General features: G+C 71.3%; 9 protein-coding genes and 1 pseudogene. 8 read left to right on the top strand and 2 right to left on the bottom strand.

Features of this window, described 5'->3' with window-relative positions; translation table 11 throughout:
- From NBW84_RS15915 to NBW84_RS15945, 7 genes and pseudogenes are all read left to right on the top strand, one after another.
- Nucleotides 1–780: pseudogene (locus tag NBW84_RS15915) on the top strand (serine/threonine-protein kinase); the annotation flags it as partial.
- Nucleotides 781–916: 136 nt separating this feature from the next.
- Nucleotides 917–2,890, top strand: a complete 1,974-nt coding sequence (locus tag NBW84_RS15920) for a serine/threonine-protein kinase (RefSeq protein WP_250285534.1) — start codon at nt 917–919, stop codon at nt 2,888–2,890.
- Nucleotides 2,891–3,289: 399 nt separating this feature from the next.
- Nucleotides 3,290–3,685 carry a succinate dehydrogenase, cytochrome b556 subunit gene (gene sdhC, locus NBW84_RS15925; protein WP_250285535.1) on the top strand — a complete coding sequence of 132 codons (396 nt, stop codon included), beginning with the start codon at nt 3,290–3,292 and terminating at the stop codon, nt 3,683–3,685.
- The gene (locus tag NBW84_RS15930) at nt 3,685–4,122 is read left to right on the top strand and encodes a succinate dehydrogenase hydrophobic membrane anchor subunit (protein ID WP_250285536.1); all 438 of its coding nucleotides are present in this window, start codon (nt 3,685–3,687) and stop codon (nt 4,120–4,122) included. Before sdhC ends, NBW84_RS15930 begins: the two co-directional genes overlap by 1 nt.
- Nucleotides 4,123–4,151: 29 nt before the next feature.
- On the top strand, nt 4,152–5,906 hold the full coding sequence (gene sdhA, locus NBW84_RS15935) for a succinate dehydrogenase flavoprotein subunit (RefSeq protein ID WP_250285537.1): 1,755 nt from the start codon (nt 4,152–4,154) through the stop codon (nt 5,904–5,906).
- Nucleotides 5,907–6,295: 389 nt separating this feature from the next.
- Nucleotides 6,296–7,060, top strand: coding sequence for a succinate dehydrogenase iron-sulfur subunit (locus tag NBW84_RS15940; RefSeq protein ID WP_250285538.1), 765 nt, complete (start codon nt 6,296–6,298; stop codon nt 7,058–7,060).
- Nucleotides 7,061–7,242: 182 nt separating this feature from the next.
- Nucleotides 7,243–8,094, top strand: a complete 852-nt coding sequence (locus tag NBW84_RS15945; RefSeq protein WP_250285539.1) for a hypothetical protein — start codon at nt 7,243–7,245, stop codon at nt 8,092–8,094.
- Nucleotides 8,095–8,463: 369 nt separating this feature from the next.
- Here NBW84_RS15945 and NBW84_RS15950 read toward each other — a convergent pair whose 3' ends face one another.
- Nucleotides 8,464–9,969 carry an acetamidase/formamidase family protein gene (locus NBW84_RS15950; RefSeq protein ID WP_250285540.1) on the bottom strand — a complete coding sequence of 502 codons (1,506 nt, stop codon included), beginning with the start codon at nt 9,967–9,969 and terminating at the stop codon, nt 8,464–8,466.
- 691 nt (nt 9,970–10,660) lie between these two features.
- The gene (locus NBW84_RS15955) at nt 10,661–12,799 is read right to left on the bottom strand and encodes a hydantoinase/oxoprolinase family protein (RefSeq protein WP_250285541.1); all 2,139 of its coding nucleotides are present in this window, start codon (nt 12,797–12,799) and stop codon (nt 10,661–10,663) included.
- 316 nt (nt 12,800–13,115) lie between these two features.
- On the opposite strand from NBW84_RS15955, the gene NBW84_RS15960 reads away from it, so the two are divergent.
- A partial coding sequence (locus NBW84_RS15960) for a 2-oxoglutarate dehydrogenase E1 subunit family protein (protein WP_250285542.1) occupies nt 13,116–13,425 on the top strand: 310 nt, incomplete at its 3' end.

A 13,425-nucleotide genomic window follows, 5' to 3' on the forward strand; every position in this document is an offset into this window, starting at 1 on the left:
ACGGCCGTCGCGGGGCCGGCGGGCGCGGCGGCGGGCGGCCGGTCCAGCCGCCGGCGCCTCGGCGTGATCGTCGCGGCCCTCACGGCGGTGCTGGCGGCTACGGCCATCGTCCTCGCGGCGGTGCTGGCATCGGATCCGGCCCGGCCAGGAGCGGGCCAGCCGCCGGCAGCGGCCGCGACCGGCCAGGGGAGCCCGGACGGGACCACCACGAGCCAGACCGCTCCCACGATCACCGGCCCACCGGCCTCCACCCGGCCGTCACCTGACGCAGGCGTTCCGGCCGCAGCGGTCACCGCCGACCCGGGGCTGGCCCCGCCGGACACCACACCGGTGGCCCCGCCACCGGGCTGGCGTACCTACTCCGGCCCGTCGGGCTGGTCGATCGCCTATCCGGAGGGCTGGGAGGAACGGCCCGCCCCAGGAAACGAAGGACGGAACTTCACCAATCCGCAGACCGGCGCATACCTGCACATCGACATCACCGCGCGGGCCAATCCCTCCGCACTGACGGACTGGACGGCGCACGAGGACGACCTGCGCGCCCAGGTGCCCGACTACCGACGGGTGAAGATCGCGCCGGCTGACGGCGGCGACGGGGCGATCCAGGCGGACTGGGAGTTCACGCACACATCCGGCGGGAAGACGGTGCACGTTCTCAACCGGGGATTTGTGCGCAATGGCCATGGCTACGCGTTGTACTGGCGTACCGCGGACTCCCGCTGGGAAACGGACCTTCCGTTGATGTGGCAGCTTTTCTCGACGTTCCGGCCCGGCCCCTGACCATCTTCCGGGCCTCTTCCGGGCCGTTCCGGGCCTCTTCCGGGCCGTTCCTGGCCGGTGCCGGCCATGCGCGCCGGGCCGGGCCGGCTGAGGGCTGTCTGCACGTCCGCCCGTGCATCTGCAAGACTTGACGGCGATGGCCAGATCGGCACCACCGCCCGGAGACTCCGCGCGCCACAACACACCCCGATATGTATCTCAGCGTTACCGTCTGGATACTCCAATCGGGCGAGGTGGCGCCGGTGTCGTCTGGTGCGGTGAGGACGAGCTTCTTCAGCGCCCGGTCGCGGTCAAGGAAATTCTGATTCCGCACACCGGCTCACAGGTCGAGCGCGACGGGCTGCGGGCCAGAGTGCTGCGGGAGGCCCGCGCCCTCGCCCGGCTGAACAGCCCGGCCATCGTCTCCGTCTACGACGTGGTCGAGGAGGCCGAACGCCACTGGATCGTCATGGAGCTGGTGGACGCCGACAGCCTCGGCGAGGTCATCCGGGCCGAGGGGCCGCTGCCGCCCGACCAGGTGGCGGCCATCGGGCTGACGCTCACCGAGGCGCTCGCCGCCGCCCACTCGGCGGGTGTGCTGCACCGTGACATCAAGCCCGGCAACGTCCTGCTCGGCCGGGACGGCCACGTCCGGCTGACCGACTTCGGCATCGCGGCCACCGACGGCGACTCGACCCTCACCGGCACGGGGGCGCTCGTCGGCTCCCCCGCCTACATCGCCCCGGAACGGGTGCGGGGCTCCTCCGGCACCCCCGCGAGTGACCTGTGGGGGCTGGGCGCCACGCTGTACGCGGCGGTGGAGGGGCAGCCGCCGTTCGAGGGGCCGGAGACCTACGCCGTCCTGACCGCCGTGGTGGAGGGGCGCCGGCGCCCGTTCCAGCTCGCCGGCCCCCTGCGTGGCCTGCTCGCCGACCTGCTCGACCGGCCGGCCGAGAGCAGGCCGGACGTGGCCGAGGTACGCCGGCGGCTGCGCCCGGTCGCGGGCGGGGCCGTACCCGTACCGGCGTCGGTCACCGGATCCGACGCGGAACCGGTGACCGAGGGGAAGGCCGGCGCCGGGCCCGCAGTGGACGCCGAGGAGCATGCCGGCGACGATCCGGCATCCGACGAGGACGCGCGGGCGCACGGCCCGCAGATCGCTCCCTCCGCCACCGGGACGCCCGCGGCCGACCTGGTGACCATGGACCGGTCGGTGAGCGGTACGGCCAAGGACGGCGGGCCGGTGGCCGGCGGCGCGGCCGAGGACCCGGCCGAGGACCCGGCCGAGGCCGGAACGCTGGTCGCCAGGCGGACGGTCGCCGCCGCGGCGGCGGAAGCGGACGCGCCGAGCACCGGCCGGGCGGCCGGCGCCCCGGCGGCGCCCGCGCACCATGACCGTCCTGGCATGCCTGAGGAGCCGGTGACCGCGGTGGCGGTCCGGACGCGCACCGGCGGCGCCCCGCTGCTGGACACCTCGGCCGCGACCACCCTGGCCGGCAACCGGTTCACCCCGCCCCCGTTCGACTTCGGCGGGTACGGTGTCGGCAACCAGGACGACCCCGATGACGGTCTGCTACCGGTCACCAGCGGTGTCATGGGCCCGGCCGGCAACAGCACAACTCATGGTCACCTGGGGAACGGAAGAACGTCAACCGACTGGTGGCGTGACGGAACTCCCCTGCACCGCGGCGCGGTCGCGGCGGTGGCCGCGTCCCTGGCCGTATGTGTGGCGCTCGTGGTCGGCGCGCTGCTCCGCTCGGGTTCCGGCACCGACGTGCAGCTGCAGCCCGGTGGGGGCACCAGCCCGTCGGCGAGCGGGGCGGCCGGGCAGCGCAGCGTCGACCCCTCCGCGCCCGTGCCCAGCCCGAAAGCCCCGGTGGGGGTGGACAGGCTCCCCACCTCCCGCCCATCGTCACCACCCGTAGCGAGCACGCCGGCCGAGCCGCTACCGACCGCGACCGAGGCGCAGCCCGTGACCCCCTCGCCGACGCAGGTGGGTGCGAGCCCGACCAGCCCGGCCCCGACACCAACCCAGATCCAGCCGACGGACCCAGGCCCGACGGCCTCGACCCCCAGCGCGTCGCCACCCACCAACCCACCGCCACCGCCACCACCTGACGGGCGCACCTGATGCCGCGCTGCCGCACCTGTGACAGGGGTCCCTGAGGGCAGCCCTTTACCCTTCAGAACGCTTCATCACACAATGAAGACGATCACTATCTGTGACATACCTCACCTAAGTGTCACGGAAGCCGGCATGCCCCGCCAGGGGGCCAGCACTAGCATCGGGTGCACACAAACCGTCGTCCACATCATGATGTCTCCGGGTGCCCTGGTTCCTCGGTGACGCGAGCTGCCTGCCCGTCAGATCACTGCCCGGATCATCGGCTCGAGCGCGGCCTCTGGGCCATGCTCATGAACTGGCGGGCGCCATGGCAGCCGTGCCATCTTTGGCCGGACAAGCCACCATGAGTCATCGGACGGATCATCAGGACCAGCCTCTCGGAAGGCCGGTCCGGAGGAGCTTTCAGTGCCGAAGGCACCAGCGGGCACGCTCTACCGCGGCCGCGAGGGTATGTGGTCCTGGGTTGCTCACAGGATCACGGGCGTACTGATCTTTTTCTTCCTGTTCGCCCACGTCCTGGACACCGCGCTGGTGCGGGTGTCCCCATCGTCCTACGACACCGTGATCGCGACCTACAAGAACCCGATCGTGAACCTGATGGAGGTGGGGCTGGTAGCGGCGGTTCTCTTCCACGCGCTCAACGGGATCCGGATCGTGCTGATCGACTTCTGGGCGTCCGGCCCCCGTTTCCAGCGCCAGATGCTGTACACCGAGATCGTGCTGTGGGTCATCCTGGTCGTTCCGGGCACCTACTACATGCTGAAGCACACGGTCGAGAGCCTGTTCGGGAGCGCGTCCTGATGGCGACAACGATCGACGGCGCGGCCGCCCCGGCCATCGAGGCGCCACGCAGCCCACAACGCCGGCCCGTACGCACCAAGGCGCGGACGAACTTCGAGCTCTACGCGTGGCTGTTCATGCGGGTCTCCGGGATCCTGCTGGTCTTCCTGGTGCTCGGCCACCTGTTCATCATGAACATTCTTGACGGCGGTGTGCAGCGGATCGGCTTCGGCTTCGTCGCGGGCCGCTGGGCCTCACCGTTCTGGCGGACCTGGGACCTGCTCATGCTCGTCCTGGCCGAACTGCACGGGAGCAATGGCCTACGCACCGTCATTAATGACTACGCTGAGCGGCCACAGACCCGGTTCTGGCTGAAGATGTTGCTGTACGTGTCGGCGTTCCTGGTGATCTCCCTGGGATCACTGGTCATCTTCACGTTCGACCCGAACATCTCCTGATAGCGCCTGGGAAGGCGGAGGTCCAAGCGGTGCAGATTCACAAGTTCGACACGGTCATCGTGGGTGCCGGCGGCGCGGGCATGCGCGCGGCACTCGAATCCGGCAAGCGGTGTCGCACCGCCGTGCTGACCAAGCTGTATCCCACCCGCTCCCACACCGGCGCGGCGCAGGGCGGCATGTGCGCGGCCCTGGCCAACGTCGAGGAGGACAACTGGGAGTGGCACACCTTTGACACGATCAAAGGTGGTGACTATCTCGTCGACCAGGACGCCGCCGAGGTCATGTGCAAGGAGGCCATCGACGCGGTCCTCGACCTGGAGAAGATGGGCCTGCCGTTCAACCGGACCCCCGAGGGCCGCATCGACCAGCGCCGTTTCGGCGGTCACACCCGCGACCACGGCAAGGCACCCGTCCGCCGCTCGTGCTATGCCGCCGACCGCACCGGCCACATGATCCTGCAGACCCTCTACCAGCAGTGCGTCAAGCACGACATCGAGTTCTACAACGAGTTCTACGTGCTGGACCTGCTGCTGAGCGAGGGCGTCGCCGCCGGTGTGGTCGCCTACGAGCTGGCCACCGGCGAGGTGCACGTCTTCCGGGCCAAGTCCGTGGTGTTCGCCACCGGCGGCTTCGGCAAGGTCTTCAAGGTCACCTCGAACGCGCACACGCTCACCGGCGACGGCATGGGCATCATCTTCCGGCGCGGGCTGCCCCTGGAGGACCTGGAGTTCTACCAGTTCCACCCGACCGGCATCTGGAAGATGGGCATCCTGCTCACCGAGGGTGCCCGCGGTGAGGGCGGCATCCTGCGCAACAAGGACGGCGAGCGCTTCATGGAGCGCTACGCACCGACCATCAAGGACCTCGCCCCCCGCGACATGGTGGCCCGGGCCATCTACACCGAGATCCGCGCCGGCCGCGGCTGTGGCGTCGACGGCGACCACGTCTACCTCGACCTGACACACCTGCCCCCGGAGCAGCTCGACGCGAAGCTCCCGGACATCACCGAGTTCGCCCGCACCTACCTGGGCATCGAGCCCTACACGGACCCGATCCCGATCCAGCCGACCGCCCACTACGCCATGGGCGGCGTCCCGACGAACATCAACGCCGAAGTGCTGCGGAACAACACCGACATCGTCCCGGGGCTCTACGCTGCGGGCGAAGTGGCGTGCGTCTCCGTGCACGGCGCGAACCGGCTCGGCACCAACTCGCTGCTGGACATCAACGTCTTCGGCCGCCGGGCCGGCATCGCCGCGGCGGAGCACGCGAACAAGACCTCCACCCACGCCGAGCTGCCGGACGACCCGGCCGGCTTCGTCGAGGGCCTGCTCGGCCGGCTGCGTGACGGCAGCGGATTGCAGAACGTGGCGGCGATCCGCCGTGAGCTCCAGGAGACGATGGACGTCAACGCGTCGGTCTACCGGACCGAGGCCACGCTGAAGCAGGCGTTCGGTGACATCGCCGGGCTCAAGGCCCGCTACCAGAACGTCGGCGTCACCGACCGGGGCCACCGCTACAACACCGAACTGCTGGAGGCGGTCGAGCTGGGCTTCCTGCTCGACCTCGCCGAATGCCTGGTCACCGGCGCGCTGGCCCGCAACGAGTCCCGGGGGGGGCACTCCCGCGAGGACTACCCCAACCGCGACGACGTGAACTTCCTGCGGCACACCATGGCCTACCGCTCCGGGCCGCTGGCCGCCGCCGCGCCCGACTCGGAGATCCGGCTGGACTACAAGCCGGTGGCGTTGACCCGCTACCAGCCCATGGAACGCAAGTACTGACCGCCCCCGCCCCCGACCGCGCGGCGGGCGGCGGGCGGTCCTGGCGGGACCCGGCCTCGATGCCCGAGGCCCCGCCAGGACCTGGCCGGCCACCCGTCCCGCGCGCTTCACCGCTGCCCGGCGGCCGCGGAAAACGCGGGCGGGTATCCGGGATGGCAGCCGGGGAGGACAACTGAAAAAAACAGAGGTCAGGAAGACGTCGTAAGGGTGCTGACCAGCACAGCTATCCGTACCCGCACCAGCGTGCCCCGGCACTCCCGGACGGCAGCCACGATCCCTGGCCCGGTATCCTCCGGGCCCGGGAAGCGAGGCGCTGACGGTCGGGAGACCGGTGCGCGGTCTATGATCTGCTGACCCGCCATGTGGGTCCGATGTGAGAAAGGTCCGGCGTGACTGTCACAGACGATCTATCAACCACTGTACCGGCCGGCGCCAGTCCCAGTACCTCGGATGGGCGGACCATCACGCTGAAGATCAGGCGCTACAACCCCGAGGAGAGCGACAAAGCGTACTGGCAGAGCTTCGCGGTCCCCTTCGTCCCCAGTGACCGGCTGCTGGACGCCCTGCACTACGTCAAGTGGAACCTCGACGGCTCGCTGTCCTTCCGGCGCTCGTGCGCGCACGGCGTGTGCGGCTCGGACGCCATGCGGATCAACGGCGCGAACCGGCTCGCCTGCAAGGTGCTGGTCAAGGACCTCGGCTCGGAAATCTCGATCGAACCCATCAAGGGGCTCCCGGTCGAGAAGGACCTCATCGTCAACATGGAGCCGTTCTTCGACGCGTTCCGTGCGGTCAAGCCCTACCTCATTCCCGAGGGGCACGAGCCGACCAAGGAACGGCTGCAGTCCGCCGCCGACCGGGAACGTTTCGACGACACCACCAAGTGCATCCTGTGCGCGGCCTGCACCACGTCCTGCCCGGTGTTCTGGAACGACGGCGACTACTTCGGGCCGGCCGCCATCGTGGCCGCGCACCGCTTCATCTTCGACAGCCGGGACGCCGCCGGCGACGAACGCCTGGAGATCCTCAACGAGCGCGAAGGCGTCTGGCGCTGCCGGACGACGTTCAACTGCTCGAACGCGTGCCCGCGTGGCATCCAGGTCACCAAGGCCATCTCGGAGGTCAAGCGTGCGCTGATCTTCCGGCGCGTGTAGTTCCGGTGCGGTCTGGCTCGGTAGGCGCCTGCCTTCAGCGGCTCGCCCGGCAATGCTGTGATCGTTGTGGTTCCGGTGCTGTCCCAACGACACCGAAATCACAACGATCCTGCGATCCGGGCCCGGACTCGGGCCTGGCGACCGCTGCTGCGCACCGCACCGGCCGCCGTGCGACGCGGGCCATGGCCGCCGCCGTCATGCTGCTGGTGGCAGGCCTGTCGCTGGTCGGGGCAGCCGGCTGTTCGTCCGACTCCCCCGAACCGCCGCCGGCGGTCCCGACGGCTGCCGCACCGACCGGAACCAGCGGCGTGCCCGCTCCCCTCGCCGGCGCCTACCAGGCGACGATCACTCGGGGGACCGCGCGTATCCGCTTCAGCGACCAGGCGAACTTCGTCTCCTCGTCCGGGCGCAGACAGCTCTCCATCACCGGCACCGGCACCGTCGACTTCGTCAACAGCGCCAGTCAGACCATGCGTGACGTGGCTGGCGGGGGCCGCAGCGAGCTGCTGATCGTCGGCCCTGACCTCTACCAGCGCAGCGTCCCGCCCGCCGACGTGCCGCGCCCGCCGCGATGGACCCGTGTCGTCCCCGGCGCCAGCGGCAGCCGCTCGGCGACGCCCGCCCCGACACCGACCGCCCAGCCCACGACCGGCGACGCCGTCGCGCTGCGGCTCGGCTTCCTCAGCGGGGCCTCGGCGCCGGTGACCACCGTCGGCCAGGAAACGATCGACGGCGTCACGACCACCCACTACACGCTGTCCGTGAACCTGGACACCGCCGCCACCCGGGGAAACATCAGCGCCACCACGGTCGAGTACTACAAGAACACCCTGGGGACGGCGATCCAGCCGGCCGAGGCATGGATCGACGCCGACGGGCTCATCCGCCAGCTCCGCGTCACCATCGCCACCCCGAACACCGGCGCTGACACCGGCGCCGGCCGCAGCGAGATCGTCCGAACGGTGACCTATTCGGACTTCGGCGTCCCTCCCCCCATCACCGCGCCCTCCCCCGACCAGATCGCGCCGAGCTAGCCCCGCGAACGGTGACGTACCTCGATAGGACGCCGGCCGCCGGAGAAGATCGGCGCGAGTTTGTCGTTGTGTACACTTTTGCGGCCAAAAAGCGTACACAACGACAAAATCGTTTGGATCATGGCTTGTACGGGTGGCCGGGGATGGGATGCGCACCACTTGACCGGCGCGCTGGAGACCGGGTGTCGTCTCCGACGGTCACGCCCCGGCACCGGACAGCTCTCGGGTGACATGGCGACGGTCTCCGCTCCTGGCCGCAAAAGGCCGGCGCCCGTCGGCTGTAGGTAAAAACTGGTGCCGGGACGGCGTTTTCCACCTACGGGTGCGGGAGCCGTAGGTGGAAAACGCTGCCGTGAGCACGGTTTTCACCTACGGCTGGGAAGCAGGACCAGTGCTGTCGGGGACTGGCGCGCTCGGTGCCGCGGACGTATCTGCCGCTGAGCTCGCGGCGACCGAACCCGAAGCGACCGGGCCCAAAGCGACCGGGCCCAAAGCGGCCGGGCCCAGAACCTCCGGGCCCAGAACCTCCGGGCCCGAAGCGGCCGGGCCCAGAACCTCCGGGCCTGCCGCGTCCGTTGCCGGCTGTGGCGCCTCCGGAGGTTCGTGGGCCGCGCCCGCGCCCGGCGGCGCCTCGGAACGATCGTCCGTGGGTGCGGGACCGGTAACAGGGGCGGTGGAGCGGGAGCCGGCAGCGGGACTGCCAGGAGCGGGGGCGGGGGCAGCCCGGCCGAATCCGGGGCGTACCAGACGGGGTTTGGCGGCGGCCGGCTCGCCGAAGTCCGCCCGGCGGATCCGGCAGTACACGGTCTGTAGGTCGCTGCCCGACCGGCCGATGCCGAAGGCAGCCGCTGCGGACAGGTAGGCGAACGCGGCCGCCCGGTCCATCCCCAGCCGGCTGGACAGGAAGAGCACCGCCGACCGGGTGGTCTGGCGGATGGCGTCGGTGAGATCGGCGTGCGCCCCCAGCGGCACCCAGTGGGTGTCGGTTTCGACAAAGGGCTCGCGCAACGTCCCGAGGGCGGCCCGGGCCGCGGGCTCCTTCAGGACGGTCAGGCGGAACGTCGCCCGCAGCGGCCCTTCCAGGCCGACAGCCGCGACTTTCCCCTCACCCAGGGAATAGTGCGGGTCGCCGACGGCGAACAGCGCGCCGGCAACCCGCACCGGAAGAAACAGGTGAGAGTCAACGCCTAACTCCCCGCAGTCGAGCGCCCCGCCGTGCGTCCCGACCGAAGCCGACCGGAGCGGGCCGGGACCGTCGACAGCGACCGACATGATCCCCATGAACGGCGACAGTGGGAAACGCACCTTCCGCCCCTTGGGGGCCTCCAGCGTGCCGAAGAGCCGGCCGCGGCGCCGTTCGACCGCGCAGAAGCTGCTCGCCGTCCGGAAGGCCGCCCAGTTCCGGGCGTTCGCGTCCGGGCCGGGCGGGTCGTTCTCGGGGAACTCCCCGGCGAGCGGCCCGGCACCGTGCCGGGTCGACACCACCCCGTACCTGGCCCGCGGATGCAACGAGACGACGTCCACCCGCAGCACATCGCCGGGCTCGGCACCGCGTACGAACACCGGCCCGGTCACCAGGTGCGGGCTGTCCACCCCGAACCGGTGCGGGATCCCGGAGGAGGCGATCATCCGGGCGTCGTCGAGGACCTCGGAGGCCGGAACGCCGAAACGGCCGAAGAAGGCGTCCGGATCGCGCCCCTGATCATCGAGGATCCCCTCCTGGCTGACCGTGTCGACCGTGACCGTGCCCCCCGACTCCACGCTCAGCACGGGCCTGGTGTCGGCGGTCGGCAACCGCCCCCACATGACCGTCTCCGGGGTCGAGGGCAGGTAGTGCCTGCCGTCCATCTTGCCCTTGCCGGGCTGTAGCGCCACGACGACGCCGCTACCGCGACGTCCGGGACTGCCGCCCGCGGCGCCCGGTGCCAGGACGCCCGGCGTCGGAGCACCCGGCGTCGAGGATCTCGCCCAGGGACGCGATCGGGAACACAGCCATTCCGGACCTCGCGCGACAGGGTCGGCGTAACCCGCCAGATTCCTGCCCGACGGGCTGGTGACGACACGGCAGACACGGCACGGGCGTCAGAGTCGCAGTGAAACATGACACATATGTTTCCGACACGTTGCAGTCCCCTCATCTGCCCATATGGAACCCGCGCGACAATCTCGGCGCGCCGGCCGGGAGGCATCGCCACACGGGAACCGACGATGTGGGAGAAGCGCACAGACGGAGCCCGTGCGGCAGTGCTCGGAGGTCGGTGAGCGGGTCCGGCAGGCCAGGCTCAGGCCAGGCTGGCAGCCGGTCTCACGCAGGCGGAACCGACCTCGAAGATCTTCCTCAGGAGATCCGCTCCCCGACGGCCTCTCGCCCGCTTCCTGACCTGTCCGCCGGCAGCCGTGGTCTCCCGGCGGACCGCGCTCGTGGACGAACCCGAGCGGGCGGCGCGGGAACACTACCCACCTTGTCGACCCTTGTCGACCCTTGTCGACGCAGACCTCGAAACCCATCTGCGTGACACGCACCGTTGGGCTCGCCCACGGCCGGCTGCGAGAAATTCGGTCTGTATCAGTGGACGCGGGTGAGCAGGAGGGAGCCGGCGGGGTCGACGTGGGCGTGCCAGGTGGGGCGGATCAGGCAGGTCGCCTCGGGGAACTCGACGACGGCCGGTCCCGGCACGGTGTCGCCGGGGCCGAGGGCGGCGCGGGGCACGACGTCCACCTCCCGCCAGGAGCCGTCCAGGTAGATCGGACGGCGGGTGCGGGCGGCGGTGGGGTCGGCGGCCGGGGCCCGCAGCTCGGGCCGGCGGCCCGGCACCGTGGCCACCAGCCGTACGGCCACCACCTCGACGTCCCGGTCGGGGGCGGTGTGCCCGTAGCGGCGCAGGTGCTCGGCCTCGAAGGCCGCCCGTATCCGCGCGACGGAAAAACCGCCGCCGGCACCGCCGCCGTCGGTGGTGGCCACCACCGTCAGCTCGTGTGACTGGCCCACGTACCGGCAGTCCAGCTGGTACTCGATCACGAGCGCGGGGACGTCCGCGGCGGGGGTGTCCGCGTGGGCGGCCCGGGCCAGCTCGGTGAAGGCGGCGCCCAGGCCGGCCGTTGCCAGCGGGCCGTGCAGCGGACGCAGATAGTCCCGGCGGACGTCGCCGATGGCCAGCCCCAGCGCGGAGAGCACCCCGCAGGCCAGCGGCACCAGCACCCGGTGCATCCCGAGCTCCTCGGCCAGCGCGCACGCGTGCGTCCCGCCGGCGCCGCCGAAGGCGACCAGGGTCAGCTCCCGCGGGTCGAGGCCGCGTTCCACCGAGACCACCCGCAGGGCACGGGTCATCTCCGCGTCGGCGACCGCCACCACCCCGGCCGCCGTCTCCTCCACCGACAGGCCGTCCGGGCCGGATCCGAGTATCGCGCCCAGGGCGGCCAGCGCCTTGGAGGCGGCCGCCCGGGACAGGGTGACCTCGCCGCCGAGGCTCGCCCCGTCCGCCAGATAGCCGAGGACCAGGTCCGCGTCGGTCACCGTCGGTTCGACACCGCCGCGGCCGTAGCAGGCCGGGCCCGGATCGGCGCCGGCCGAACGGGGCCCGGCCCGCAGCGCCCCGCCGGAGTCGACCCAGGCGACGGATCCGCCGCCGGCGCTCACCGAGTGGACGTCCACCGTCGGCAACGTGACCGGTATGCCGGCGAGCACCGCCTCGGCCGTGGTCTGCACCCGGCCGCCGATCACCGGGGCGACGTCCGTCGACGTGCCGCCCATGTCGAAGGTCAGCAGATCGTCCAGGCCCGAGCGGGCCGCGACGTAGGCGGCGCCGACCACGCCGCCGGCCGGCCCCGACAGCACGCACGCCGCGGCGTGCTCGGCGGCGGCCGCGAGCTCCACCACTCCCCCGGAGGAGCGCATGACCAGCGGGGACGGCAGCCCCGCCGCGGCGCACCGGCGGGCGAGCGCGCCGAGGTAGGCCGACAGCGCCGGTGTCAGGTAGGCGTCGGCGACGGTGGTGGCGAACCGCTCGTACTCCCGGAACCGCGGGAGCACCTCGTGGGAGGCCACCACGGTCACGCCGGGCAGCGCGGCCCGCAGCGCGTCGGCGACCTGACGTTCGTGCTCGGGATGGGCGAAGGAGAACAGCAGGCACACGGCGACGGCCGCCAGCGGCCTGACCACCCCGTCGGCGTCGGCAACAGCCGGCGTCCCGCCGGCCCTGGCAACAGCCGGCGTCCCGCCGGTCTCGGCAACAGCCGACAGTGCGGTGAGGGCGGCGACGACGTCCCGCAGGCTGTTGGCGTCCAGCGGGACGATCACCCCGTCCGGCCCGGTGCGCTCGACCACGGTGTACCGCAGTTCGCGGGGCACCAGCGGGGGCGGGCGGTCTCGGGTGAGGTCGTAGAGGGCGGGCCGGTTCTGGCGGCCGATCTCGATGATGTCGGCGAACCCGTGCGTGGTCACCAGGGCTGTCCGCGCCCCGCGCCGCTCGAGCAGGGCGTTCGTCGCGACGGTGGTGCCGTGGGCGAACCGTTCGACAGCACCGGCGGCCCCGTCCCGGCCGGTACCGGAGCCGGCAAGACCGGCTCCGCGGACGGCGTCGAGCACCGCTTCGGACGGGTCGGCGGGCACCGAGGGCACCTTCCCGAAGAGCATCCGACCGTCGTCGTCGACCGCGACGAGATCGGTGAAGGTCCCACCCACATCGACGCCGAGCCACACCACCACGTGGCGATCCTGGCATGTCGCGGCGGCCCGCTCCCAGCCACCCGGGATGGACAACACATGCCATCGCCTGAGATGGACACCAGAAGTAATAGCAGAGACACTACCCGTAACTCACATGTAAGTCACGGCCGCCAGAACATCCGACCAACAGTGACACAATTCACGAACTACGGCTGTTTGGATCGCCCGTGGCCCGGATCACGGGCCACGACCTTCAGACACATCCAGGTGAAGGTGACGAGTAGCCTGATTACACGGCAGCGGAAGGGCCCGCGCCTCGGGCCCCAGCAGAAGGTGGATAGAGGGGAACGCCCCCGTGACAGCACCGACGGTACCCGAATCCGGCCCCGACTTCGGCCCCAACGAGTGGCTGGTATTCGAGATCTACCAGCAATACCTCGCCGATCCGGAGAGCGTCTCGCCACAGTGGCGCGAGTTCCTCTCCGACTACCGGCCAGAGGGTGTCAACGGCCAGCCAGGCACGGCGAGATCCGTCCCGCCAGCCATCGCCGACGGTGCAGTACCGGCCGCGGACGGTATCCCTGGCGCGGCCCCGACCGACCGGCCGGCCCCCGCGCCGGCCGCCGCGGCGCCGGTGGCTCCCGCGGCACCCGCGGCTCCCGCGG

The organism is Protofrankia sp. CiP1_Cm_nod2 (assembly GCF_920664355.1).
GTDB lineage: Bacteria > Actinomycetota > Actinomycetes > Frankiales > Frankiaceae > Protofrankia.